This window comes from Aquimarina sp. MMG016, assembly GCF_018100805.1.
Taxonomy (GTDB): domain Bacteria; phylum Bacteroidota; class Bacteroidia; order Flavobacteriales; family Flavobacteriaceae; genus Aquimarina.
This window is the reverse complement of record NZ_JAGJEA010000010.1, coordinates 107,446-133,103: the sequence shown is the minus strand read 5'-3', so window position 1 is coordinate 133,103 and position 25,658 is coordinate 107,446. Positions and strand designations below refer to the sequence as shown.

General features: G+C 33.9%; 20 protein-coding genes. 7 read left to right on the top strand and 13 right to left on the bottom strand.

What is annotated here, in order from left to right:
- Positions 1-3 precede the first annotated feature (3 nt).
- From J8M14_RS17330 to J8M14_RS17320, 3 genes are read right to left on the bottom strand one after another with little or no spacing between them, the layout of a single operon-like run.
- Entirely contained in the window at positions 4-1,725 is a 1,722-nt protein-coding gene (locus tag J8M14_RS17330) for an amidohydrolase family protein (protein WP_211076076.1), read from the bottom strand.
- A gap of 24 nt (positions 1,726-1,749) precedes the next feature.
- Positions 1,750-3,270, bottom strand: a complete 1,521-nt coding sequence (locus J8M14_RS17325; RefSeq protein ID WP_211076075.1) for a nuclear transport factor 2 family protein — start codon at positions 3,268-3,270, stop codon at positions 1,750-1,752.
- Between the two features lie 51 nt (positions 3,271-3,321).
- Positions 3,322-3,543 carry a hypothetical protein gene (locus J8M14_RS17320; RefSeq protein WP_211076074.1) on the bottom strand — a complete coding sequence of 74 codons (222 nt, stop codon included), beginning with the start codon at positions 3,541-3,543 and terminating at the stop codon, positions 3,322-3,324.
- A gap of 348 nt (positions 3,544-3,891) precedes the next feature.
- On the opposite strand from J8M14_RS17320, the gene J8M14_RS17315 reads away from it, so the two are divergent.
- Positions 3,892-6,012 carry a lantibiotic dehydratase family protein gene (locus J8M14_RS17315; RefSeq protein WP_211076073.1) on the top strand — a complete coding sequence of 707 codons (2,121 nt, stop codon included), beginning with the start codon at positions 3,892-3,894 and terminating at the stop codon, positions 6,010-6,012.
- Positions 5,999-6,865, top strand: coding sequence for a thiopeptide-type bacteriocin biosynthesis protein (locus J8M14_RS17310; RefSeq protein ID WP_211076072.1), 867 nt, complete (start codon positions 5,999-6,001; stop codon positions 6,863-6,865). The genes J8M14_RS17315 and J8M14_RS17310 overlap by 14 nt, the downstream gene beginning before the upstream one ends.
- Before the next feature lie 177 nt (positions 6,866-7,042).
- Here the strand turns inward: J8M14_RS17310 and J8M14_RS23320 are convergent, their stop codons facing one another.
- The 3 genes from J8M14_RS23320 to J8M14_RS17300 form a co-directional block, all read right to left on the bottom strand.
- The gene (locus tag J8M14_RS23320; protein WP_282100266.1) at positions 7,043-7,177 is read right to left on the bottom strand and encodes a hypothetical protein; all 135 of its coding nucleotides are present in this window, start codon (positions 7,175-7,177) and stop codon (positions 7,043-7,045) included.
- A gap of 14 nt (positions 7,178-7,191) precedes the next feature.
- Positions 7,192-7,404 carry a class I lanthipeptide gene (locus tag J8M14_RS17305; protein WP_211076071.1) on the bottom strand — a complete coding sequence of 71 codons (213 nt, stop codon included), beginning with the start codon at positions 7,402-7,404 and terminating at the stop codon, positions 7,192-7,194.
- Positions 7,405-7,537: 133 nt separating this feature from the next.
- Positions 7,538-9,235 carry a helix-turn-helix domain-containing protein gene (locus J8M14_RS17300; RefSeq protein ID WP_211076070.1) on the bottom strand — a complete coding sequence of 566 codons (1,698 nt, stop codon included), beginning with the start codon at positions 9,233-9,235 and terminating at the stop codon, positions 7,538-7,540.
- Between the two features lie 301 nt (positions 9,236-9,536).
- Here J8M14_RS17300 and J8M14_RS17295 point away from each other — a divergent pair, with 301 nt between their 5' ends.
- The 5 genes from J8M14_RS17295 (at position 9,537) to J8M14_RS17275 (ending at position 12,884) form a co-directional block, all read left to right on the top strand.
- A complete protein-coding gene (locus tag J8M14_RS17295) occupies positions 9,537-9,749 on the top strand; it encodes a hypothetical protein (protein WP_211076069.1) in 213 nt (70 codons plus the stop codon).
- A 244-nt stretch (positions 9,750-9,993) separates the two neighbouring features.
- Positions 9,994-10,479: a hypothetical protein gene (locus J8M14_RS17290; RefSeq protein ID WP_211076068.1), complete on the top strand. Its 486-nt coding sequence runs from the start codon at positions 9,994-9,996 to the stop codon at positions 10,477-10,479.
- A 793-nt stretch (positions 10,480-11,272) separates the two neighbouring features.
- Positions 11,273-11,506, top strand: coding sequence for a hypothetical protein (locus J8M14_RS17285; RefSeq protein ID WP_211076067.1), 234 nt, complete (start codon positions 11,273-11,275; stop codon positions 11,504-11,506).
- Positions 11,507-11,650: 144 nt separating this feature from the next.
- Positions 11,651-12,709: a hypothetical protein gene (locus J8M14_RS17280; protein WP_211076066.1), complete on the top strand. Its 1,059-nt coding sequence runs from the start codon at positions 11,651-11,653 to the stop codon at positions 12,707-12,709.
- Positions 12,710-12,716: 7 nt separating this feature from the next.
- Positions 12,717-12,884, top strand: coding sequence for a hypothetical protein (locus J8M14_RS17275; RefSeq protein WP_211076065.1), 168 nt, complete (start codon positions 12,717-12,719; stop codon positions 12,882-12,884).
- 187 nt (positions 12,885-13,071) lie between these two features.
- On the opposite strand, the gene J8M14_RS17270 is transcribed toward J8M14_RS17275, so the two are convergent.
- From J8M14_RS17270 to J8M14_RS17240, 7 genes are all read right to left on the bottom strand, one after another.
- On the bottom strand, positions 13,072-14,388 hold the full coding sequence (locus J8M14_RS17270) for a DUF4302 domain-containing protein (RefSeq protein WP_211076064.1): 1,317 nt from the start codon (positions 14,386-14,388) through the stop codon (positions 13,072-13,074).
- 12 nt (positions 14,389-14,400) lie between these two features.
- On the bottom strand, positions 14,401-15,297 hold the full coding sequence (locus J8M14_RS17265; protein ID WP_211076063.1) for a substrate import-associated zinc metallohydrolase lipoprotein: 897 nt from the start codon (positions 15,295-15,297) through the stop codon (positions 14,401-14,403).
- Between the two features lie 10 nt (positions 15,298-15,307).
- Entirely contained in the window at positions 15,308-16,789 is a 1,482-nt protein-coding gene (locus J8M14_RS17260) for a RagB/SusD family nutrient uptake outer membrane protein (protein WP_211076062.1), read from the bottom strand.
- Between the two features lie 11 nt (positions 16,790-16,800).
- Positions 16,801-20,259, bottom strand: coding sequence for a SusC/RagA family TonB-linked outer membrane protein (locus J8M14_RS17255; protein ID WP_211076061.1), 3,459 nt, complete (start codon positions 20,257-20,259; stop codon positions 16,801-16,803).
- Between the two features lie 613 nt (positions 20,260-20,872).
- On the bottom strand, positions 20,873-22,000 hold the full coding sequence (locus J8M14_RS17250) for an MFS transporter (RefSeq protein ID WP_348772857.1): 1,128 nt from the start codon (positions 21,998-22,000) through the stop codon (positions 20,873-20,875).
- 99 nt (positions 22,001-22,099) lie between these two features.
- Entirely contained in the window at positions 22,100-22,888 is a 789-nt protein-coding gene (locus J8M14_RS17245; RefSeq protein WP_211076060.1) for a CBM9 family sugar-binding protein, read from the bottom strand.
- 131 nt (positions 22,889-23,019) lie between these two features.
- A complete protein-coding gene (locus tag J8M14_RS17240) occupies positions 23,020-25,296 on the bottom strand; it encodes a starch-binding protein (RefSeq protein WP_211076059.1) in 2,277 nt (758 codons plus the stop codon).
- Positions 25,297-25,658: the final 362 nt, after the last annotated feature.

Below are 25,658 nucleotides of genomic sequence, written 5' to 3'. Positions count from 1 at the left end.
GAGCTATCTCAGAAAAGTAACTTTAGAAATTTTATCATCTGTTACTTCGTATATTGCAATTACGCTAGAATATTTATCATTAAATCGTACATATTCTCTATCTACTACTTTATTGCCTAATACAATACGATTTTTGATCTCGCAATATAGATTCGGTACTCGTTCGAACATACTTTTGAATTGTTCCCTCATTTGTGATTTTCCATCCATAGAAAGCTCATCCGGAAAGTTATAGATCTTGATATCATCTGCATAGGTATCCATAAAAGCATCTATGTTTCTGGCATTATATGCATTTACCTGTCTTTGTACCACCTGTTCCGGAGTTTCCTTAATCAAATCTAATACATTCAGAGCTTTTCCATCTTTGATCACTTCGTGAATTGTGTTCAGGTTTTGAAGATCCTCAAGAGGGTCTTTATCCAAGATTACTAAATCTGCTATTTTACCTTCAGTAATTGAGCCTAATTTGTTGCCCAACCCAAATCCTTTAGCAGCATTGATGGTAGAAGCTTTTAGAATTTCAGCATTTGATACACCAGATTTTAACATAGCTTCTATTTCTTGTATGTAAGAAGAAGCGTGAACCGTGCCAATATTTCCTGCATCGGTTCCTGTGGCAATATTAACACCATTATCGACAAGCGTTTTTAGATTACTAAGCATAATACTATCTCCTTGTTTGTATCTCTGTTGTAACCATTCACTATCTTTTCTTAGATTTCTTATCCTTTCTGGTACCTGTTCGTCAGATAGTTTCTTCATATCAGTCAGAGACCTATATACCGTAGGATGAGCAAAAGCCAAATCCTGAGGATGATTATCAGGTTTACCTAAGAAAGCTTTGCCATAATTTTTGCCCACTATCAATGTAGGTATATAGGTAACATTGTTTTTCTTCAGAAGGTCAATAAATTCTTTATCCACCAAGGTATCTCTTACACTATGTACTAATATATCCGCACCTGCTTTTACAGCAAGCTTAGCAGTTTTCAGATTTGTGGCATGTACAGTAAGTCTTAGATTGTTTTTGTGAGTTAAGTCAGAAATATGTTTTACTACAGGATAGGTTTGTTCTGCAGGCATATCTTTACTTGTGATATACCATATTTTTATAAAATCGGGTTTGTAAGGAAGCATTTTATTAAAAAGAGCAGTAGCTTCTTCCACAGTAGTAATTTTTTCAATAGGAATATCCTTTAATTTAGAAAATGCTTCAGGTTGGTAAGGAGAAAACAAGGGTCCCGTTACATAGACATTAGGAGAAAGATTGTTTTTGGCAACACTATCCCTAATCGGGAAATTAGAAAAAGGTCCTCCAACATCCATCACAGAAGTGATGCCAAGCCTTAGGTATCTCTTGAAATTATCAGGGACAATATCTTTAGAAAATTGTATCTCATCTTCATAAGAAAAGATATGTTTTAGATCCAATGCATCCGGACGGGTATACAAACTAGCCGTTTGGAAAAAATGAATGTGTGTATCGATCATTCCCGGTATTAAAAACTTCCCGGTTCCATCAATTGTTTTCTTAGCTGCAGAGGAAAGTTTTTTTGAGGAAATTCTAGAGATGTTTTCTCCTTCAATTAATATGTGTTGATTTGATTTAGTTTTTCCTGTTTCTACATCAATGATAGAAATATTTTCTATTAAGATGGATTGCGACACTAAGTTTGTATAGCTTAATGTCAAGCAGATAAGTATGACGATTAGTTTTTTCATTGTAAATATTTGTGTGATATTAGTTTATAGTATATAGGTCAATGTTTTGATCTTTCCATTTGTTACCTTATATATTGCTATAATTCTAGATTTTTTTCCATTAACAGTAAGGTATTCTTCATTAATTATCATTTTTCCATAAACAATTCTGTTTTTAACGTTACGATTCAAGTCAGGAGTCTTTTCTAATAAAGAAGCAATCTCATTTTTTAATTGTTCTTTTCCTTTGTATAGCGTTTGATCTGGAAAATTGGATACTTTGATATTATCAGCATATTTGGCAATATATGCATCTATATTTCTGGAATTGTATGCTGCTAAATGTTCATCTACAATTTTAGCAGCACCTTGTTCTGGTTTTGATTTATCAAAATGAATAATTTTTGAAACTTTACCATCGGTAACCTCATACATTTTTATAATGAGGTAGTTATGATTAGCAAAAGTCATTTCTTCCTTATTAATTACATAATTACCTATAATTATTTGTTCCCTCACTTTTGTATTTAAGTCTTTTACTTTGGTAAACGTTTGTTTGTAAAATTTTTTGAATGAAGAAAGATCATGAGAGGTTTTATAATTTGGATAATTATATAACGCTACATCCTTTGTACAGTTATTAAGAAATGCATTAATATCTTTTTGGTTATAAGAATCTAATACATCCCTTACAGCTAGTTCTGCTGGAGTATCAGATACCACAGCCAGCAAGGTTGAGGTGGCATTGGTCGCAATCCTGGTAATATTACCTAGTTCTCTATTCTTAAAAGTATGAAACACACGCCAATCTGTATCCGTTTTGGGGTTGACTATATAGATTTGATTTCCTTTGCCCATAAGGATACTACCGTTAATCAACCAGCACATATCTTCTGCTTCCGGGATTGTATTGACAATTTTTTTGGTCGCTCCACTAATTGGATTCAGTGATTTAATCTCCCATTGCTCTTGTTCTTTACTAATATAACTTATGAGCTTACTGTTTGGGATTTTATGTAGAGACCGACCTATTTTTTTCTGCATTGTATGATTAGAGTTATCCAGGAGGTTAGAAACCACTAGTGATAACCCTCCATCTTCTAGTACAGAAGACACGATCATATTCTTAGTAAACCAGGTATGATATCCTACTTTCAGATTTTCTAATAAAACCTTTGATTTACCCGTTTTATAATTATATGTATACAGCAATTGCTTGCCCGTTGTATCTAGTCTAATAGCGGATACCGCCTTTTGGTTTGGGATTTTAGTAGGGGAGTACTCGCTACCGATCGTAGTATTAGAGATCCAGTTTACTTTAGCGTCTCTAATATTATAGGCCGCAATATCGGTTTGCTCATTTCTGGTAGAGGAGAATAAAATGATATTATCATTATAAAAAGAAGGTTGATTGTCATACCCCTTATTGTTCGAGATGTTACGTTGATTACTTAGTACCAGCCCTTCTTTTGTAGTATTAAGATCAAAAAGATATACCTCTGTGTTAGATTGTGCAATACCAGATGTAGTAATGCATAGCAGTACAAGAATTAGTAAGCCCTTCATAATGTTGGATTTGATATGCTCTAATATATGAAGATACTATGATATAGTTTTTTACTCTTCTCCTAATCTTGCTTTTAAATCCTTAATTATTGTACTCTTCTCATTATTCTCTATTTTATAATAACTCAGACTTGTGAAGAGGTAAATAACAACAAATAAACTTCTGGTATCTGTGGTATTGAGTGTGTTTGGATCCATGAATTTACTAGAGATTAATGAAACCAAAAATATAAGAATAGAGATGGTAGAAATAATTTTTAATGCTTTTTTCATGTTTTTTTTGATATACCTATGTTTTATAAATTTGTATAGTAATATATAGGTGTCCTCAAGTTGCAAAATGTTACTCTATTTGTGTTTTTTTTGTAGCAAGCAGTGTATTAATGGCCGAAAAAATTATTTAGTAAGATTGAGTTTAACATAAGATAAAATTCTGATTTTATGAAAAATCTAAATATGCAATGAGATTATTTATAGTATCTTTCGGATATGTAAAACATAAATGCTGATCAGTATACCTTGATTTCTAAAAATCCCTACACTTTTTTTGACCGCTTTTGTTTAAGAACTCCAATTTTACCATTGGAATATTATAAAAACCTTATATCCAACGATGATTTTTTGACAAACTTATTTCAAGTATGGGAAAACCCCATCGTCAGAGAAGCTATTTTTCTAGCCTCACCTGAACTATATACAGAATTGGATAAAGGTTTAGCAATAGGGGTAACAAACAATAGATTAAACATATCATTAAAACATGCTTTACTAAAATACCTATCACGTATGACTTCTCGTTGTACTCCGTTTGGAATATTTGCAGGTTGTGTTTTAGGGAGTTTTGATAAGAATACCCGTGTAATACTTGAAGATTTGTCTAAGTATAAAAGACAAACCCGATTTGACATGAATTTTTTGGTTGCCTGGTCTCAGAGACTATCAGAAGAAAAGGGAATTAGAAAACAATTATTATGGTATCCTAATACAAGCCTATACAAAATAGGGAATCAATATAGATATATAGAATATACATATACAAAACACAATAATAGAAGCCATGCCCTGGAAGCGGTGACTTATTCTCAATACCTACAAACAGTTCTGGAACGAGCTAAACAAGGAGCTAATCATGGAGATCTTGCTTTAGTACTTGTTGACAAAGAGATTAGTATAGAAGAAGCGGAAGATTTTATAGATGAACTTATTGATAACCAAATATTGATAGGTGAACTAGAACCCACGGTAACAGGAGAGGATTTTTTATTACAGATACAAAAAGTACTTAGTAGGTATGTACATACTGAACAGTTATGTACCTTTATTTCTGATGTAAATGATGTAATTTCTACTCTTGATACCCAGATAGGAAACACTATACAACCTTATAATGAAATATGTGAGATACTTACAAAAAAAGAAATCACGTATAAATCAAAATATCTTTTTCAGACAGATTTGTATCCTAAGTTGTCAGAAAATCAGTTAGATATCAAATGGGGATATAAACTCAAACGATTATTACCTGTATTGAATAAAATAACACCTACATATCAGGATACAAATTTGGATCGTTTTATAACAGCTTTTTCTAAACGATATGAAACCAGAGAAATCCCTTTGACGATTGCATTGGATACAGAAATAGGAATAGGATATTTACAGCATCAGAGCGCATCGGATTCAACCCCTTTCTTAGAAGACCTACTAATACCATCAAAAGTAACACAACAGCAACAAATAAGTTGGCACCCTTTTTATGAGGTATTGGATAAAAAACTTCAGGAATCAAAGTATATATTAGAGATAGAAGATAAAGACCTGACAAATTTTACCGAAAACTGGAATGATCTCCCTGATACTATGTCTGCTATGGTAGAATTAGTAAAGCTCAATAATGAAGAAAAAATGGTGTTATCATCTGTAGGAGGCACTTCTGCAACTAACCTTTTAGGTCGATTTACAACCGGGGATACCGAATTGAATAAGCTGGTAACAGAAATAGCAGAGATCGAACAACAAATGAACCCAGATATGATTCTGGCAGAAATAATCCACCTACCAGAGTCCAGAACAGGAAATGTAATCCGAAGAACTTCTATTAGAGAATATGAGATTCCATATCTGGGAAAATCCAGTGTACCTCAGAAAAACCAGATTTTGATAGATGATTTAATGATATCTATAAAACAAGGTAACGTTTTATTAAGATCAAAGCGATTAAACAAATATGTTTTGCCAAGATTGAGCAATGCTCATAATTATAGTGCTAATGCATTACCTATTTATCATTTTTTATGTGATCTGCAACAACAAAAAACCCGTTCTGGTATTGGATTTTATTGGGGTGCAGTATTCCAAAATAAATCATTTCTCCCCAGGGTAGTGTATAAAGATTTTATCCTTGCCAAAGCAAGATGGAAGATTCATAAAGAAGAGATACAGGATTTTTTAACCTATACACCGCAACAATTATTAGAACATATTGACTCCTGGAGATTGAGACATTCAATACCCGCAATGGTACAATTAATAGATGGTGATAATACCTTATTAATCAACTTAGAAAGTCCCAATGCTATACAAATGTGGTTGGATACCATAAAAAAGAGGTCAGAATTTATCATAGAAGAATTTTTGTTTGTAGAGGACAGCATTGTAAAGAGGGGGATACAAGATTTCACCAATCAATTTGTTATTTCCTTTTATAATGAAGAAAAGTTAAAAAAGAGTGGAAGAAACTAAGAGGATATTTGTCACCGGTGATGAATGGCTATACTACAAACTATATTGTGGCGCCAGGACTGCAGACTTGATATTAACAGATACTATGAAACCATTTATTACATCTTTACAGAAAAAAGGATGGGTTGATCAGTGGTTTTTTATCAGATATCAGGATCCGGATTTTCATTTACGAATACGATTTCATTTAACAGATATAAAGCATATAGGAGAAATAATTTTATACTTTCATCAATCAATACAATCGTATGTAGCAGATGATATCATGTATAGGGTACAAACAGATACTTATATTAGAGAGTTAGAAAGATATGGCAAGCATACTATCGAGTTATCAGAAAAGCTTTTTCATCTAGAGAGTGAAATGATATTACAAGCGATTGACTTTATAGAAGATGAAAATGTATACTTCTTATTTGTTCTGAAAGCTATTGATCAACTTTTGGGACATTTTAGATATGAATTAACAGAGAAGTTAGATATAGTAAATAGAAACAGAAGTGCTTTTTGGGCAGAATTTGAAGGGGATAAATACCTCACAAAACAACTAGATAAAAAATATAGAAAAGTAAAAAAGCAATTAATAGAATTCCTTCATTCTCCCTATGAAAACGGTGAATATAAGATATTGAATCAAGTATTGTCTCATAAATTAGAAGAATCAGATATGTGGGTAAAGACCATATTAAATAATCTGATCAATATTCAAGAAATACAAAAAGATGATCTGATTACTAGTTATATTCATATGCTGGTTAATAGGGCATTTCGTTCAAAACAACGATTTTATGAATTGGTTTGTTATGATTTTTTGATGAAGTATTATAAAAATTTGATGTTTCAAAAGCAATAGCTCGTGGTTCATAGGAAGTGTTGTAATAATCGTAAGCAGCGATTTCCATAAGTAGATTCCGAATCCTTGCCTGCCAGATGGGTAGGGAGTACGGCATGATAAGGAAATGCAGGAACAAATCAATAAAAAAGCCCATATAGCTATACTATATAGGCTTTTTAATCTCTTTACAGATAATTACCTTTTGTTCTTGATCTTATCCATCGCTATTTTATAACTATCCGTTCTTTGGATACCATAATGTCTTAAAAAACGACGTATTACGTAATTTAGCAATACCATTACTGTAATAATCCATATCCATTTTGTCATAATTGGATGCTTATTTAATTACCTCCATCTGTAGCGTACGATTGATGACCATTACCTGTACCTTGAGGCGTAGGATCGCTAGCAGTAATAGTTTTTGTTGTTCCAGTAGTATTGGTAGTTGTAGTATCTGTTAAAATACTTCCTCCTTTAATCAAAGAAAGATCAGAGAGTTTAGCTATTTGAAATTTTTCTAAACTTAGTTTTCCAGATGTTGTTTTTTTCTTCATTACATATAATTTTTATTTTCCGCATCAAACATAGAAATAATTATCAAAAAATATGAGTTTCTTATATAAAAGCTTACGTGTTTTCAGGAATTGCGGTTTTTAAAAAATTGATAATTAGGTAGTTGTGTAGTTTTTAAAAGTTTTGTTTTTCCCCTAGTTTTTTGATAAAATACGAGGGTTGTATGCCATGAATCTTATAAAAAGACTTAGAAAACGCATCAGCAGAGTTAAAACCACATTCTCTGGCAATCGCTATAATGGTGTAATTTCTAAACTTGGGATCGGTTTTTAGTCGTGTAACTGCATGTTGGATACGTAGCTCATTAATATATAGACTTAGGCTTTTTTGTTTATAATGATTGACCACTTTAGATAAATACTTAGAATTGGTATTTATTTTTTTGGACAAATCATTACTGGTGATATTTTTTTGTAGATAGTCCTGGCGCTGTTCGAATTTGTCTAGTTCATCCAATATTTTCTGAACAATATCTTCAGAAATCCCCAGGGATTTGGACTCAGTTTTGTTTTCTGATAGGGATTCGATCTTTTTATCCCTTTTAGGCTTGTCTTGGTATAATGCGTCAAACCGTCGTTTATATACTTTTCTTTTATGATAATTAAGGATTAATAAGATAAAAAATAATAGAGCAACCATAACCAATATGACAATCCATATAACTGATGATTTTTTATCGGTTTCTAAGGAGTCTATGATTTCTTGTTTTTCTGATAATAATCTGGGGGTATCATAGTTTTGTACAATCTCACTGATCAGGTATTTATAGTTGCTATGGATAGTGCTGTCTACTTCGATCAGGCGTTCTATATACTTTAATTGATTTTCTTTATCCTTAGTTTTTTTATAATGATCAATCAAGACTTCATAACTTTCTCTGTTTTCGGGCATGATATCATGAATTTCCTGAAATAGTTCATCTACTCTTTTATGATATTCCAGAGCTCGGCCCTCATTACCCAGGGCAGTTTCGGTTTTGGCCAGATAAAAGTAAGCCATACTCTCATTGGACTTGTCGTTTTGTTCTTTTAATGCCTGGATGGCTCGCTGCAGGCTATCTTTGGCAATGGTATATTTTTGTTTACTATATAGATTAATCCCTTCATTAAGGGTAAAATAATGAGTAAAACCTTTTTGATCATATTGTATCGATTCTTTATATCCTTTGGTATTGATAATGCTAGCAGAGTCTAGTTTTTTATTAAGGTGGTAGCTATCGGATAAGGCAAAAAGAGCAGAGAAATAATTAAAAGACCCTTTTTCTTTCGGTTTTGCATAGTATGCATAACTTGTTCTTAATGTCTTTAGCGCATTTTTATGATCCCCAAGCCTACTCCTTAGAATCCCAATATTAAGCTCACTCCAATAGATAAAGTAGGTGTTATCATATTTTTTGGCCTCTTCATTTATCTTGATGTAGTACTCAAAAGCTTCTTTATAATTAGATATATTATAATAAACAGTAGCTTTTACAATGTATGCATATGTTGGATATATCTTTGAAGGATAGTTTTTGGTTACGTTTAATATACTATCCCCATATTGTAGAGCGATGGTATTATTATTAACCCACGATAAGTAGTAGTACCCATCCGCAATCTTAATGGAATCTTTTTCTTGCTTTGCTTTAGCAAGATACATTTTTGCATATTCACTAGCTTGTAAAGTATCTTTTCCTTTATAATCGTAATACCTCTCTTTTAGGTATTGATAGTCATTTTTTTTAGAGGAGGTAGTATCTACCTGATATGCAACAAGAGATTGTAATGGAAAATATATACAGCAACATATAATAAAAAAACGTATCGACATTATCTTTTTTGGGATTAAAATTAGGTGGAAACTATCAGTTAACAAAACGCAAAGATACTATTTTATGTTAATGCTCTTTTTGTCTGTTGTTAAGTATTTAAATATTTGTTTTTCAGTGTTTTGTGGTTTATTTGGTTAATCCGTGATTCATAGAATCGCGGCTGCGTTTTCATAGAATCCACGATAGATTCCCTTGTTTTTAGGAATCTGCTCCCACTATATTTGCCCCGATAGATTAAGTAACAAGTAGCATCGTTCTGGTGCTAAAAATTTCAACATTTTTTTTAAATCACTTTATCTCATGTTTAAAATAGCGATGATTAGTAAAACCATTATTTTTTTAATGCTCTCCATATTCCTGGGGAGTTGTACCCCGGATGCAATCAATCCTCCGGATATACTACGTCCTACAACTCCGCAATCTCTACCACTCATATTGCCACTATCACCAGATACGATACCTACGCGGGATATCCCTGTGGATTCATTAGTAGTGAGTGGGCAAGTTTTGTAGTATGGGAGTTTGTGAGTATGTGAGTGGATTAGTAGGTTGTACACATTGATCAGAAAAGAACTCTTACTGTAAAAAACATCCCTCTAAATCTCCCTTCCACTTCGGCAAGCTCAGCGACTCAAGGGAGACTTTCGGACCCTCTTACAGGCTAACAATGAACAATACATACTATTGATAGGAATAAACAACAGCAATAAAAAATTATAATAAACAATAACAATACATAATACATAATAAAAAAACCATGATAGAAAACAATAGAATTAGCAAGGTATTGACCACAGAAGAAGTAACCGCTATTAAGGATAGCGTTGCTACCCTAAAAGGAACCTTTGATTTCCTACAAAACCTAACGCCTAAAGAGCGTAAAAACTTACCCAAGATCAATAGCGCCAATAAAATCTTCGCAGAAGATAGCATCCATATCCTGGAGGGCGCTCCCAAGTGGATTCCAGAAGCATTAACCGCAGACGAAGCCCGAAAAGACTTACGATTATACGAACAATTAGACCCGGTCATCCTGGAACTGGAGGGATTGCTACGCCAGATGAAAGATACACAGATGCTGGCGGGTAGTGAGGTATATCGTGTGGCATTATCCGTATACAGTCTGGCAGATGCCGCAAGAAAAATGCCTATGGAAGGCGCACAGAGTGCTTATGAATTGCTCAAAACCCGATTTACCCAGAGTATAAATACAACGACGAGTACTACGGATGGGGATAGTTAGTTGGTGAGTATGTGAGTATGTGAGTATGTGAGTATGTGAGTATGTGAGTATGTGAGTGTGTGAGTAGGTGAGTGGTCAGCAACCTTGGTCTTAACTGGGAGGCACGATAAAAAAGCAATATAAAACCAAAGTATATTGTGATAGGTATACATTTTTATATGGATTTTTTGTCCTCCCGGGCATACCTACCGATTTGGCAGGCAGGGATCCGGAATCCAAAACAGAAGTAATAGGATTTATAGTAAGTAGTGTGTTAAGAACAATTTCTGTCACACCGAGTGTAGTCGAGGTTCACGCTCAAGATGACAGTGCGTATAGATTATGCAATATGACACAACAAAAAAAGATAAAGCGATGTATAAAAAGGCAAGATCATTATTAAAAAAGACAATACCACACACAACAAATTGATGTGGAAGTATAAAAAACTTGGAATCACATATAAAACCAGTGGATCAACTGACTATGATACCAGCTCGACTCGCAAACTATAGTAGGTACACTGACAAGATTACCACAGCCTATAAGAACATAAGTACCCTAACTGACAAATGTACGTGGATCTTTAACAGATTTTCCTAAAGCTTTAACAACTGAAGTACCCCAGGGGTACTGATGAAGTGGTTTTCTAGTTTGTGAGTAGGTGAGTGGATGAGTATTTGAGTTAGTGAGCGTATGAGGTTTCTGGTTGGGGAGTGGGTTGGTATGTGAGTATTTGAGTTGAGGAGTTTTTGGGTGGATTAGGTACTTGGAGAAAAGCTAATCATCAAATGAATTAAAAGCTGTAGTAACAATGATAATAGATATAGAAGAAGATCAAAGACATTTTGCTTTCTACTTACAGATGCTACAAGTGCTTCATATAGACTTTCTGGAGTTTTTTATAGCGGTAGCCAGAACACAACACTATGAACAGATGATTATAGAGTGGATAGAAAACTTGTATCAACAAGGAGCAACGGTTGAGGAATGCAAAAAGATCATATACCAAAAGAGGCATCACTATTTTTTTACTCGTGATGAATAACCAAGCAAAACATAATAATAAAACAAGGCGGAAACCGAAAAGCCTGACAATAGAGTAGGTACCATAGTATAGGTGATATTATATAATCAACAAAAAATCACCTAGTAGAAACAGAGTAATAACTAAAAATTAAATTTTAAAATCATGAAAAAACATCTTAAAAAATTCGGGAAAGGCTATTTTGCTATTTTTTTAATTAAAGTAATATTATTTAGTGGTAGCTTTCTAGTACAATCTTGTCAATCATCTGATGATGAAACTATATTGGATATAGAAAAACAAGATGCCTATGATGAGCTGGAAAAAAATCTTAATAAGGCAAATACCATAAATAGTAATACTTTTAAAAAGTTTCAAAATAAATCAGGAGATCTAACCCAACAACAGGTAGATGTATTGGCTGATTCATCATCAGAACTAGCAGTACAGCAAGCACTTGCACCGGTTATGGTATCTAGTAAAAACCTTTTTGCCTTATATGGTGTTTCTGAGTTTGATTTGGCTACCATATTTGGTGACGCTAATGATCCTCGTATAGCTATTTTAGGAACTATAGTTGCAGAAGTAGAGAGGGAGTATAATCAAGCTCCGGTTGGATTATCACTTAGTTTTCAGGATTTGTTAGTAAATAAATTACATGCGCAATCCGGAGGACCAAATCCGTGGGTGTGTGCTGGGCAGGCTTTTGGTATAAATACAATAGCACAATTATTTGCAGGTGTAGTGAGTAGATCAGCTATTCTAGGTGCAGCTAGAGTAATTGCCAGTAGATTACTGGGTTGGGTTGGTGTAGGATTAGCTATTTATTATTTTGGTAAATGTATGGATTATTGGTCAGAATCTCCTATAGGAGATAGTTCACAAAACTTGGATGACTATATAAACATTAGTATACCATCATTAGATAAAACATACATTCTTCTAAAAAGTGATATCAATTATGTGTCTAACTCAGAATATGAATTTAGACAATATGGTAGTTATGCTATTTATGAAATTAATGAAGGGTTTAATGGGATATGTGAAATAAAAGTTAAAAGTCAAACAATTGGAGGGGGTATGTTTATAAATCGTAATCTATTTTTCTCACCAATTACCGGATGTAGTATATTGGAGGATATAGGATTAAATGGGGGTGGACCATTAGGGAATAGGCTTATTGGAAATGGATCTGTAGGTAGGTTTGACTTAGGGTCTAACTAGATATTTCATGAATATTTTACTATTAATCATGTCCATTTGTGGATTAGGAAGTGTGATTTATCAGCTTTTTGTATACTATAAAAAAGATAAAGAACTGTTTAAGGTATATAGTTATGTATTGGTATTTATGTGCTATTTTATATATGATGTGATCATCAAAAGATTTCTGGATTAAGACCACTATGATGATTTGATAACTAGATTTGATAGTTTATTTGCTTTCAAATCTAGTTTTGTTTTAGGGAGCGGATTTTTAAAAAGTTTGAAAAACACCACCACTTGACTTAATCATATTAAGATTTTAAACAAAAAAACCCATAAAATTAATTTTATGGGTTTTAAAATTATATTATGATTTTCACTTAAATTCCGTAAACAGAAAACCTGTAATTAGGATATGTTACGTTAGTTAATGAAAATGACGGATTATTAATAAATCTACTTTCATCTGTACCTTGTACATACCATCCATTAGCGTCTACGATTAGAATAAGTGTATTTAATATTGGAGTAATATCTGCTGTTGCTCCTAAATATGAGAAGATTATTCGTTCTCCTTCAATTCTTTGTACATCGAAAATAGCAAATATTGAACTTCCGTTAAATACAAATTCCATTGATGTAGGGCTTCCAGGAAATCTAGCATCATCAAATATTATATCTACAATTCTAAAACCAGATCTTTTCCCAAGATTTAGAAAGTCTTGTGAAGTTTGAGCTAGAAAATTTCCAGAAGAATTGTCAAAATATAAATACCTTCCAAAATCAACCCCAAATCCATCTACGTCGTCTGAAAACAAAGCTGGAACAAGACCAGTTGTTATAGGCGCTAAATCATATCCAATAATTGTAGTGACTCCACCATCTTGTGATGTATAAACATTATTAATTTCATCATAGGTAAATGAAGATATCTCATTTCCATCTACAACAAGTGGTTCAAGTAAATCAAAACCAGCTTCGGTAACCGCTAGAGGATGAATTGTAGAGTTTAATTCCCCAGTAGTAGAATCAAATTCTGATATATTACCTCTTCTGAACTCATCATTTAAAAAAGTAAAAGTAGCACTGTAAGTAATCTCATTACTACTATTTAAAACCACAAGATTTCTTAAAAAACTAGGGGTGTTGAATCCGTCCTCAACGCGAGGGTATAAATTTCGGATATTTTCGATGGCTTCCTTATCTGAACTTGTAGCCTTCTCAAATACTATAGTAGATTTATCTCCTGAGTCCGTTTTACTTCTAAATGTAATAGTGTCATCAGTAACTTCCTCGAAGATAAATTCAAACTCAGCTCCAAGACTAAATCCATTAGATTCAAATAAAAAATGAAATGTAGAATAATTTTCAAAGACTAGCTCTGGGAATTGTGCAATACCTACTCTATAAGAAGTTTCATAGTCATTAATTCCTCCTAACAAGTCAGATGTTATTTCTACTGAATTATCTTCATTAAATTTTAAATAGATATTATATGCACCAATTGTGCCTTCTGGTTGATATCTGGTTTTCCATCCAAACTCAGACTCTACTAAAGTTTTTCTATATCCATCTAATAATGTGTTAACACGGGTATCTACATCCGTATCAAACAACGGCTCTACATCATCATTACTACAGGCTACCAGGCCTATAGCAAGAAAAGCTAGTATATATGTTTTTATATTTTTTAACATCGTAATTCGTTATTAGTTAATACTGTTTAAAAACTCATCTCTTAGCGTTAAAAGATCAATTCCTACATCTTCTTTCATATACTTAACCACTACATCATATTTTTCCTGGATACGCTCACGCCCTTTGTTTCTATCCAGACAATCTTGTCCCTGACCGGTACAATCCTCTGGAGTAATATACGTAGCTTCGAATACCGCAGGATCTGTAGTAATGATATAGGCAATAAGTTCGGCAAAATCCTCACCTACTGCAGAAGTACCATAAGGAGTAACCATACCTCTGGATATAGCACTACCAAGGTTTTCTTGTGTCCACGTTCCCGGAGATGTATAATCATCACCAGAGATGTTATAGAACGCCTCTACATCAAAGTTAAAGTTCTGATCCACAATATGAGCAAACTCGTGGTGTAGGGTTCTAAACGTTTGTACAATCCAAGCGGTATTACCCGGCGCATAATCATTAGCCTGAGTTAATGTTACTCGTACTCCAGAATCTGCAATTCCTAATGTAATAGTCCCATCACCATTAAATAGAGGAGAACCCAGGATCACAATTTCTCCAGGAAAATAGGTCTTTAAAAACGCTTCTCCCTGATCAGAAGCCTTGTTATAAGGCTCAATCCAGGCTTGTTTGATCAATTCTGCCACAGGTCTTACAACCTCTCTTCTTGGGGGTACTGCAAATCTGTTGGCAGCAATGTATCGATCTACAAACTTATAGATGATCACACTACCATAAGGGTCTCTAAACTCCTCCTTAAGATAGACATCTAATGGATCTGTTGACTCTGGTTCTAGTTCAAAAATTGGAGTCGCTTTAATACTCTCTTCTCTTTCACACCCAGAGAATAAAACTCCAATAAGTGCTAAAGACAAAATACTTTTTAATATGATTGCTTTTTTCATAATATTATTTTTATCTAGGATTTGGTGATATTCCGAAGGATTGTGCATCTTGTGGAATTTGTACAGCTTTTCTTAGGTCATTGGCAGTTAACTCCAGTGTTCCACCACCTTCGCTTACTGGCAATACGTGGGTTACAGGGATATTATATCTCTTAATATCAAACCATCTTAGTCCGTGGTCCCAGAATTCTTTTGCCCTTTCATCCAGAATTAATGCTAATAAACCTGTAGCTTCATCCGGTGCACCATAAAAAGCTGCCACCGCCGCAAGATCAGTAAATTCTGCATCGTTATAACGCTCTCTGGCTAATACATTGATGTCTGCTAAGGCAGCAGCTTGATCTCCTAATTGTAGATTAGCTTCGGCTCTGTTTAATACTACTTCTTCTCCTTTAAGCTCTACCCCAATATGATATGGTGTTCCTGAGTTAGAAGAAAGATTTTCTCTAAAGAAAAATTCTCTAAGTCTGGATAAGTATCTGGCATCTGTACCAATTCTCCAGATTCCTGTAGAGGTTCTTTCGTCTCTGGCACCTAGCGGATTAGCAAATAATCTATTTACATCTGTATTGTTAAGTCTATAACCAGTTCCTCTACGCTGATGGTTACTGATCTTAGTCATTACTAATACATTGCTCTCATCAGTAGGATCTCCATACTTATCTGCAATGTCATTATATCCCGATCCTTGTAAATCGTCATAATTCTTTACATAAATACTTGGTGATCCATCAAGAAACAGGTCACTGTATTTTTTACAGTTGGTATAATCTCTTTTCCATAGATAAAACCTAGATGCAAATGCTAAACCTGCTTTTCTGGTAAAGTGATATTTTTTGGTACCAGAAAAGAAACGATCATCAATTAATGATAGGCCTTTTAATAAATCAGCTTCTACCAAATCATATACTTCTTGTACCGTATTACGGGTGTACGATGGTAAGAATTCTGTTTCTGGAGATGATATATAAGGAATACCAAGATTAGACCCTGCATTACCATCATAATGTAATCCAAACATATTTACCAACATAAAATGGTTATATGCTCTGGATAGTAATGCTTCTCCTATAATAGCATCCTTAAAATCCTTGTCACCTTCTAAATCATCTATAACCGCTAGTACCTCATTGGCGTGAGCAATAGCTTCATAACTTTGATCCCAGAAAAATGTTGGAGTATCCTGAAATATGGCATCTACTTCATCCCAGGTATATACTTGTTGGTCCTGGATACGGATAAAGTTACCACCAGCGGTTTGTACGATACCATTACCATCAGGGTTACCTGTAGGACCTGCAAGATCAGTATAGATATCTGTAAAAGCATAACTAGCTTGAGAGTAAGAATCAGCTACTACCTTAGCAGCTTTCTCTAAAGTGTCTAGTTCTAATCGGTCATCCGGAGATTCATCCAGATAGTTATCGCAGGCAGTAAAAGCAAGAGCCAGTGATAGGAGTGGAGCAAATATTTTTAGTTTATAGTTTTTCATCTTTCAATTTTTTAAAATCCAACATTAAGAGAAAAGGTTACTGATTTTGGAACCGGTAACGCCGCACCACCTGCATTAAAGAATTCAGGATCTTGTCCATTTAATTTATCATCTGAATATAACAAAAATAAATTTTCTCCTTGTAAACGGAAGGTAGCGGAAGCTATTCCAAGTTTTTTAGCATAATTACTTGGCATGTTATATCCTAGTGCAATAGATCTCATTCTGGCATAGCTACCATCTGCTACTCTTTGATCACTATTGTTGTATAATTGGTAAGCATTATCTCCACCTAGTTCGGTCAGGGCAATTCTGCTATCCAGGATTGCAGGAATATTTGTTATATTCTCATCTCCTGGTAGTGCCCATCTATTGATTAACTCTCCCGGTAGTGAGTTAAAGTCAGTATAAGATGAATTAAAATTACTGTTCAATCTGATCTTATAATCAAACTTAAATGAGATGTTAGCAGATAAAGTTAGGTTTCCGTAAGTAAACGTATTACTAAACCCACCGGCACCACGTGGTTGTGTTGGTCCTTCGTATTTTAGGATTTGTTCGATATCCTCTCTGCTCTGCAAGTCAATATTAGTTACGATATTATTGTTTGCATCAAAGAAAGTAGGAATACCAAATTCGTTAAGTCCTGCAAATCTGGTAGAATATAAAGCAGAAATCTCACGTCCTGTAAATGGAGACCCCTGAGACTGTACTAAGTCTACTAAACGAGGATTAAATCTCAACTCAGTAATTTTTTCTGTGTTATATCCAACATTAAGATCTGTAGACCACTCAAAATTACGAGTCTTTACATTTACTGTAGATATAGAGAATTCATAACCGTCGATTTTCATATCGGCATAGTTACCGGTCTTAAACGCTTGACCACCAACACCACTAGTCTTAATAGTACCGATCAGGTCAAATGAGTTACGCTTATAGTATCCAAGTTCACCAGCAACACGATTATTGAATAAAGAGTACTCCATACCAACACTAAATTCCTTTAGTTTCTCAAAGGTTAAGTCATCATTTTCTAATGAATTAATATTGATTACTGTTTCTACATCATCAGGTCTTAATGGTACTCTACTTCGTAGATCCAGAGAAGCACTAGTAAGTGGACCTCTACCACCGGACAGACCATAAGTAGCTTTTAGTTTTAACAAATTAATAGCATCGATACTCATAAAGTCTTCGTTATGAATATTCCATGCACCACTAATATTATAGTTAGTAAGATATCTTGCTTTACTACTACTACCTTGCAAGTTAGATCCATCATATCTTAATGTACCGTTTAAAGTATACTTGTTTTTTAAGCTATACCCGGCATTAAAGAAGAATCCAGTGAAACGATCTCTAAAGTTGGAAATATCAAAATATTGATCATTTTGGTCTGTAAGCTGATCAATAGCATCGGGATCAGTATTTACTAAGTATCCATTATCATAAGAGATACCAATACCGTTATACTCTCGTGCAGTTCTGGTAGAAGATTTGATTTCCTGACCTAATAAGAAAGTAAACTTATTATCGTCATTAATCTGTGGATCCCATGTTATTGCATTTCTCCAATATACATAATCCAAAATATCTTCATTATAGATATTGATACCACCTTCTGGTAAAATAGAATAAGGAGGTCTAGTAGGATTGTCCTGATCTTGGTATAAGAAAGGATTTACCTGTGCTAATACACCTTCATCTGCTCTAAAAGCTTCCGCCTGGTTAGATTTATCACCAATAACGTGTTCTCTTTGAGTAATAGCCTTTCTATAGTTAAAAGTAGAATTAAACTTTAGTTTATTAGCTATTTTATAATCTATATCAGTCTGAAAAGTGATATCAGATACATCGATATTGATCAGGTTATTGTCTAATTCGTGGATGATATTAAATGGCGCATAGTTTTTTCTAAAAAATTCTAATTGTCCATTTTCATCATATGGAGTAACACTTCTACTATTCGTTAACGAGAAGCTATATGGGTTGATGTCGAATTCACGCTCAAAATTACCGGTAAGAGGATCTAATCTTCTGTCATTAGTACCTGGAGCTATTTGATCTCTAATACTAGCTGTAATGTTGGTTGACACCTTTAATTTCTCAGATAAATCAAATGAGTTTTTTAATCTTGCAGTATATCTTTTGGCATTATCTCCAATCGTTAATCCCTGATCGTTAAGGTAACTCAATGAGAAAAGATAGGTAGATTTATCGCTACCACCAGAAATGTTAAGAGAATGATTCTGTTGTACAGAGAAATCATTGAATAATACCTTAAACCAATCTGTATTAGCTCTCTGATACCTTGTAAAGAAGCTATCTGCTAATTGACCATTAGCTCCGATTTCTACATCATTAGTAGCTCTTAAGTTATAATATTGTCCTAGAACACCATAAGATTCTGCTCGTTGTGCTGTAGTAAGGTCAATTAATCCTTTATTCACTAACTCTGCATATACGGATAATTCCTGCTGCGAGTTTAGTACGTTAAAGTTTTCATATCTAGGTCTAAGTCTATAAGAGAAATTACCGTTGTAACTAACTCTCATACTTCCTTTTTTACCTGATTTGGTAGTGATCACAATAACACCATTTTTGGCACGTGCACCATATAATGCAGTTGCAGAAGCATCTTTAAGTATAGAAAAGGACTTAATGTCATCTGGATTTAGACCTGCAATAGAAGATCCGATTAATGAGTTAATGTCTCCAGATGCCAAATCACCCTGAGCTAATTCTACGTTATCTTCTAGAATAACTCCATCAACTACCCAAATCGGGTTATTGTTACCATTAATAGAGGTGTTACCCCTAATTCTAATTCTTGGAGAAGCTCCAAAAGAACCAGATAAGTTATCCACAACAACTCCAGAGTCTCTACCCTCCAGTAATCGAGAAGCATCAGAAACTCCATCAATTTTTACATCATCTAGGTTAAGTACAGTAGCAACACCGGCAAATAACCTTCTGTCACTTTTTCTATATCCATCAGTAATAACTACTTCTTCTAGTGATTCTACAGATTCTTTTAATTCAATATTTAAACTTTTCTTATTCTTAATCTCTATAGTTACCGTCTCAAAACCTAAATTTTGGACTTGTAAAACATCGTTTACGGATACGGTAATCGCAAAATTACCATCAAAATCGGTAACGACACCATTATTGGTGCCTTGTACAGAAACAGTTGCGCCGGGTATAGGAAAACCAGTTTTATCGGTTACAGTACCAGTAAGTTCGAATTTTTCTTGCAACATTTCTAATGCAATATCAGTCTTAGAAGAAAGTAACGCATCTTTAATTAAAGCAATTTTAGTATTGTTGATCTCGTTAGAGATATTAGCTGCATTTGCGTTAAGCACTGTAAGTGATAACAAAAACAGCATTACTTTGAGTTTAGTTTGAAGATTAAACTCCGGGGTTATTATGTATCTAACATAACCCTGTCCATTTTTTTTCATATTTTGATAGGATTTAATAATTGGACTAATTGTTTGATTGAATTAAAATCGTGGAATACTAATGTGTTTCCCGATTTAAACTTTGTTCTGGGCAGGTTTAAGAGAATTGTACTTTTTTTACATATAAATCATTTTAGTTATTTCAGCATTTTAATAAAAGAGTAAATATTTGTTGTGATCAATTAAGGAATAGAGTACACTATGAACTTATAATATATAAGTCCACCAAATCAATTATTCACATATAAAGACTATGTAAATGAATTAGTTAATAGTGTAAGATTTTCCCTTTTTTTTTGTCAATGGCAAATATATATTAATATTTTGTTAATTGGTGAAGTATTTTTAACTAATTTTTGATTTTGGTAGTTAAAATTCATGTTTTTGGCCTGTTCTACTTGTTTTTTTTGGTTTTGTTCACAATAAAATTGTTTTATTAAGCTTTTTTTAACTTCATAAATCGAAGCTATATGCCTTTTAACGAAGTTATTCGTAAGATTTCTCCCTGCCTTTCTAATAGGTTGATTATTAAACAATTGTTAAAAATGAAGCGGGAAGGTATTGTTCATTTATTATTGTATAGCTAATGATATACCTCTTGTTAGAAAAGAAATTAGGTGTTTCTTCTTAATAAGATAATTCCCATTATAGGGCCAATTCCTAGAAATAAATATAATAATGTAGGGTCTAGATAATCTAAAAGAAAAGATAATAATTGTATGCTGATTATGGTAATCGCAAATCCAATACAATTGACTATAGTTAGTCCTGTGCCCCTTAGCTCTGGTGGAGCTGCTGCGGCAACCATAGTAGAGAATTGTGGGGAGTCTGAGATGACGAGCATTCCCCAGAGGCATAAGCATACAATGAATATTTGTGGAGGAAGTTGAAAGAGTAGAGGAGAGCTAAGACAAAATAAACCTGAAATAAATAATGAGTTTCTGGCTACTTTTCTACTACCTACTTTAACAGAGATATACCCACCAAGTATACAGGAAATAGTACCAATACCAATAATAATAAAGGACCAGAATGAAACTTGTAATTCGATAGATTGAAGATCTGCATAGGTCTTAAGGATTATCGGTACGAACCCCCAAAACGCATATAGTTCCCACATATGTCCAAAATATCCAAAAGCAGCTTTTCTAAACCCTATAATACTAAAAAGTTGTGTAATTACTCCTAGTTGTAGTCTGGATACTGGTTTTCTGTATGGGCCATCAGGAACTAATAGCCACATGACTAATCCTCCAATACTGGCTAATGCTGATGTAAATATGATTACCATTCGATAATCGCTACTCCAGGAAAGTTCTTTTATTAAATGAGGAATTGCTGTTCCTAGTACTAGAGCTCCAACCAGGAAACCTAAAGCTTTTCCTAATCCATCTTTATAATAATCAGATGCAATTTTCATACCCACTGGATAAATTCCAGCAAGAAAAAAACCAGTACCAAATCTGGCTGTTAGTAAATTAAATATTGCAATATTGGGGATTAATAGTGATAGGTTTGACAATGCTCCAAGAAATGCACAAATCATAAATATCCGTGATGGAGAAAACCGATCAGAGATAGTTAATAGTGCAAATGTCAATGTGCCAACAATAAAACCGAATTGTACAAAAGATAGTAGATATCCTAAAAGATTAAACTTTACAGAAAACTGTGTTGCCAGATCATCGATAATTGCATTACCAGCAAACCATAAGGAAGTACAAAGGAATTGCGAGACAATAATTACCGGGAGTATATAGAATTTTGGTTTCAGGAGTATCTGGGGTTTATGGAAATATACATATTATTTTAGACAATTGATTTGTTAAGAATTAAAATATTATTCTGATAGAATAATGGTACCGAACACATCTGCATTGATCCAACCTAGATTTTTTTCTTCTCCGGGAATAAAAACTGAACCCATAAAATTTTCCCTTTCTTTACTACCATCATTATCATTATATGCAATAGCGAAGCCTAGTTTATGACCCTTTTTAAGAATGACTGCGTCATTTGTTTTTCCTTCTTCATAAGTTTTATCATAGATTATGATTTCGAATTCCCAAACAGAAATATCGTTTTTAGTAACTCTTTTTGTGGCAACATGACTGTTATAAAGAACAGGCTTTTTATCACTAGCCAAATCCACCACATTTCCATCTAAAGCTATGTGATATGCAAAAGCGTTATTATTATATTGGTGATTTCCTCCGGAATTATCTGCATCTATAAATATTTCAACACAATCATCATCCCACCAAAGTTTTAAAGGATCGTCATATTGATCATATAAAACATCATCCTTTATTTCTACTAAGACATAAAGAGCTTCTGGAGTCCAGGTGATTTTATATCTTCCAAAAAAGTCATTAAACTTGGGATACTCTCCGATCCATCTCTGGTCCATTGGATACCAAGTCGCTTGTTGCCATGCAGGATCATTCATATTTCCATCTAATGATGGGGTGATCTCAGCCTTTATAACTTCTCTGATTTGATGTTCTTTTTTTACGTTTTGAAAATCTTCAACACTTGTGTTTTGCCCCAGGTTATTATGGTTGTAGTTTTTTTTACAGCTTAAAATAACCAGAGAGAAGAAAATAAAAATTAGGTGTGATCGTATCATCAAGCATTATTTGTTGTCTGATAAAAGTAATAAAGAAAAATTAAAAAACGGTTGCTACTTATTTAAAAGTAACAACCGCTCTAACCTTTATTACAGCAGCATTGCTGAAAGTGAAAATAAAGGGTATGTAATTATTTGTTTATTGCTTTTATTTGACTCAATGTTTTTCCGCCTAATGATACTTTGTAGAAATAGATTCCTTGTTGGCCTATCTCATTACTGATAATATCAATTTCCTGATTTCCAGCTTGAGTATTTTGGTTATAAATGGTCTTAGTCTGTCCTAGAATGTTAGTAACGGTTACAGTTAAGATACCATCATTTGGAGTGGTAACACGTAAAGTTGCGCGATCTTGAATTGGATTAGGAAAGATTGTTGCTTTCATGTTTTCTGCAATATCTTTATCAGTGTTTTCTAATAATCTTGCCGCACTACTAGATGGACATCCCGTTGTGCAATTGTTTGACCAGGTTCCTGTTCGTTTACCGTTACTGCTTCCTGTAACTGTAAACCATCCATCGGTTCCTCTTGTTAGATCCACTGTTTGTTGTCCATTACCATTGTTAAATACTACACCAACATTATTTGGGGATACTCCGTTTGGTAAAGTAAATGTGTTAGCACACCATGTGGTACCACTTAAATTTGTCATGCTTTCACCAGGCCAACCCGATGTTCCTGAAAGGGTCTGATTAGTAGCTTTATTATATAAATATAGATTTGTGTTGTTCCCCCATCCACTTGGTTTTCTAAAGTTAAGGGTAACCTGAGAAGAATTAGAAGAACCACTACATTCTGATGGACAGTTATCAGACCAGGTTCCGTTAGTATACCATCCATCACTGCTACGTGATAAATCTCCGGTTTGATTATTTCCGTCATTGAATATCACTCTGATATTTGCTGCAGAAATCCCGGCAGGAGGTGTTAGTGTATATGAATACCAAGGAGTACCAGAAATATTAGTTGTTTGTTGTCCAGGCCATCCCGATGTGCCAGAAATTGTAGCATTGGCCGCAGCATCATAGAAATATGCATTAACAGTATTACCCCATCCGGAAGGTTTTTTGAAATTTACTGTAAAAGGAGCAACAGTTTCTCCACCACCAGTGTTTCCTCCCTGTGTCCATACGGCATAATCATTACCAGAAGTCTGCAATACCCAGCCACTACCATTTGGAGACCAGTTGCCACTACCTAATTTCATTGCCAGTGTACCACTTTTTCCGTCTATATATGCTGCATATAAATCATTTCTTGCTTCTGCTATGTTAATGGTAGAGGCAGAGTGTACTCTTACACTTTTTCTTGCTGCGATAAGGTCCTTGATTGCATTACGAACACCAATGCCACCATCAAAAAAGTGTGTCCAGAATACTGCCGGATTACCTGGGTGAGTCAATATATATGCATATCCTTTTCTAAGATTGGTCTCTCCTCCAGGAAATACATATCCTGATCCACAACATTGTTGTGCAAATCCGGTATCGTGATTGTCCAGGAAGGTAACAGACTTTGATGGATTAATACCAATCATTCCTGATGGTCTTCCTTGTCCATCTCTTAAATATGATAAGTTATTGTCTCTAATCGCGTTTTGTAAACTAACTTTAGTATTAAAATCAAAAGCAGAAGAAGATTGTTGTGCAAAATTAACCCAGTTATTAGTCTGTACACGACTACTTTCTAATAATTCACCTACGGCAAAATATGGACTGGTTGCATCATTATATTCTTTATTATAAATAGGATCATATCCGTGAACGAAATCATATCTCCAGCCATCAAAACCAATGTCATTTTTTAAGAAATTCATCCATCTAATGATTTCAGCTCTTACAGCAGGGTTTTTATGATCCAGATCCCTTGCAGCAGCAAATGTACCATTTGATCCGTCTGATTTTAATGCTGTCCCCGGAACATAATCTCCGTTGATACTAAATTCTACAGGACCATTAACAAAGTTTCTTCCTTCATCATCAGCAGTGATATAAAAAGTAGGCCAATCCGGATTTTCAAAAGTTACGGCATCATTAGAACCTACACGGTGATTAATTACAACATCACTCAAAACCTTGATATCGAGAGCATGGAATTGATTGATCAGATTTACTAATTGTGCTTGTGTTCCATATGCACTATTTAAGTCATACAACTCTCTTGGTAAATACCCCTGGGGTGCAGCCGAATTACTTGGTGGTGGCATCCAAATCATATCTATACCAGCATCTTTGATGGCATTTCTATTTTGCGATACTACATTATACCAGGTTTGTCCAGCTGGTTGGTTTTGTACATTCCAGTCAAAAGCCTGAAACAATACATCTTCATCCTGTGCTTGAATGCTTAGTAGAGGTAAACAAAAAAGAAGGATTAGTAAAAAGTAATTTTTCTTCGAATTTTTCATTTTGCAATTTGTGTTTTTGTTATAAACGAGTTTGTGTTATCACATAATACAATGAATTGTACCATGAGTTGGGATCAATTAATTTTCAAGAGGATATGAATATTGCTTCTTACGAATGATTATTACGTAATTAGGATATACTCTAAATAGAATAAAGAGTTATATTTTAATCAAATTTGATAAGAAAAGTTTTCTGACGACTATAATTATACTATAACTTCTGTTATATCCTGAATTTTCATTTAAATCTGAAAAATGTGCTCGGGCTTATTATTGCTCTATGACCAAAAATGTATTTTTTAGTTAAAGTAACTCTAATAAAAGACTTGTTTTCGTTGGAGGGGAATTTGATTTCATAAAAA

Bases quoted from the DNA above. Each gene is read 5' to 3' on its own strand.
- J8M14_RS23320 (WP_282100266.1), bottom strand. From the start codon at position 7,177: ATGACAAAATGGATATGGATTATTACAGTAATGGTATTGCTAAATTAC.
- J8M14_RS17275 (WP_211076065.1), top strand. From the start codon at position 12,717: ATGAATATTTTACTATTAATCATGTCCATTTGTGGATTAGGAAGTGTG.
- J8M14_RS17325 (WP_211076075.1), bottom strand. From the start codon at position 3,270: ATGAAGGGCTTACTAATTCTTGTACTGCTATGCATTACTACATCTGGT.
- J8M14_RS17280 (WP_211076066.1), top strand. From the start codon at position 11,651: ATGAAAAAACATCTTAAAAAATTCGGGAAAGGCTATTTTGCTATTTTT.
- J8M14_RS17320 (WP_211076074.1), bottom strand. From the start codon at position 3,543: ATGAAAAAAGCATTAAAAATTATTTCTACCATCTCTATTCTTATATTT.
- J8M14_RS17330 (WP_211076076.1), bottom strand. From the start codon at position 1,725: ATGAAAAAACTAATCGTCATACTTATCTGCTTGACATTAAGCTATACA.
- J8M14_RS17245 (WP_211076060.1), bottom strand. From the start codon at position 22,888: ATGATACGATCACACCTAATTTTTATTTTCTTCTCTCTGGTTATTTTA.
- J8M14_RS17285 (WP_211076067.1), top strand. From the start codon at position 11,273: ATGATAATAGATATAGAAGAAGATCAAAGACATTTTGCTTTCTACTTA.
- J8M14_RS17255 (WP_211076061.1), bottom strand. From the start codon at position 20,259: ATGAAAAAAAATGGACAGGGTTATGTTAGATACATAATAACCCCGGAG.
- J8M14_RS17295 (WP_211076069.1), top strand. From the start codon at position 9,537: ATGTTTAAAATAGCGATGATTAGTAAAACCATTATTTTTTTAATGCTC.
- J8M14_RS17300 (WP_211076070.1), bottom strand. From the start codon at position 9,235: ATGTCGATACGTTTTTTTATTATATGTTGCTGTATATATTTTCCATTA.
- J8M14_RS17305 (WP_211076071.1), bottom strand. From the start codon at position 7,404: ATGAAGAAAAAAACAACATCTGGAAAACTAAGTTTAGAAAAATTTCAA.
- J8M14_RS17265 (WP_211076063.1), bottom strand. From the start codon at position 15,297: ATGAAAAAAGCAATCATATTAAAAAGTATTTTGTCTTTAGCACTTATT.
- J8M14_RS17290 (WP_211076068.1), top strand. From the start codon at position 9,994: ATGATAGAAAACAATAGAATTAGCAAGGTATTGACCACAGAAGAAGTA.
- J8M14_RS17240 (WP_211076059.1), bottom strand. From the start codon at position 25,296: ATGAAAAATTCGAAGAAAAATTACTTTTTACTAATCCTTCTTTTTTGT.
- J8M14_RS17260 (WP_211076062.1), bottom strand. From the start codon at position 16,789: ATGAAAAACTATAAACTAAAAATATTTGCTCCACTCCTATCACTGGCT.
- J8M14_RS17270 (WP_211076064.1), bottom strand. From the start codon at position 14,388: ATGTTAAAAAATATAAAAACATATATACTAGCTTTTCTTGCTATAGGC.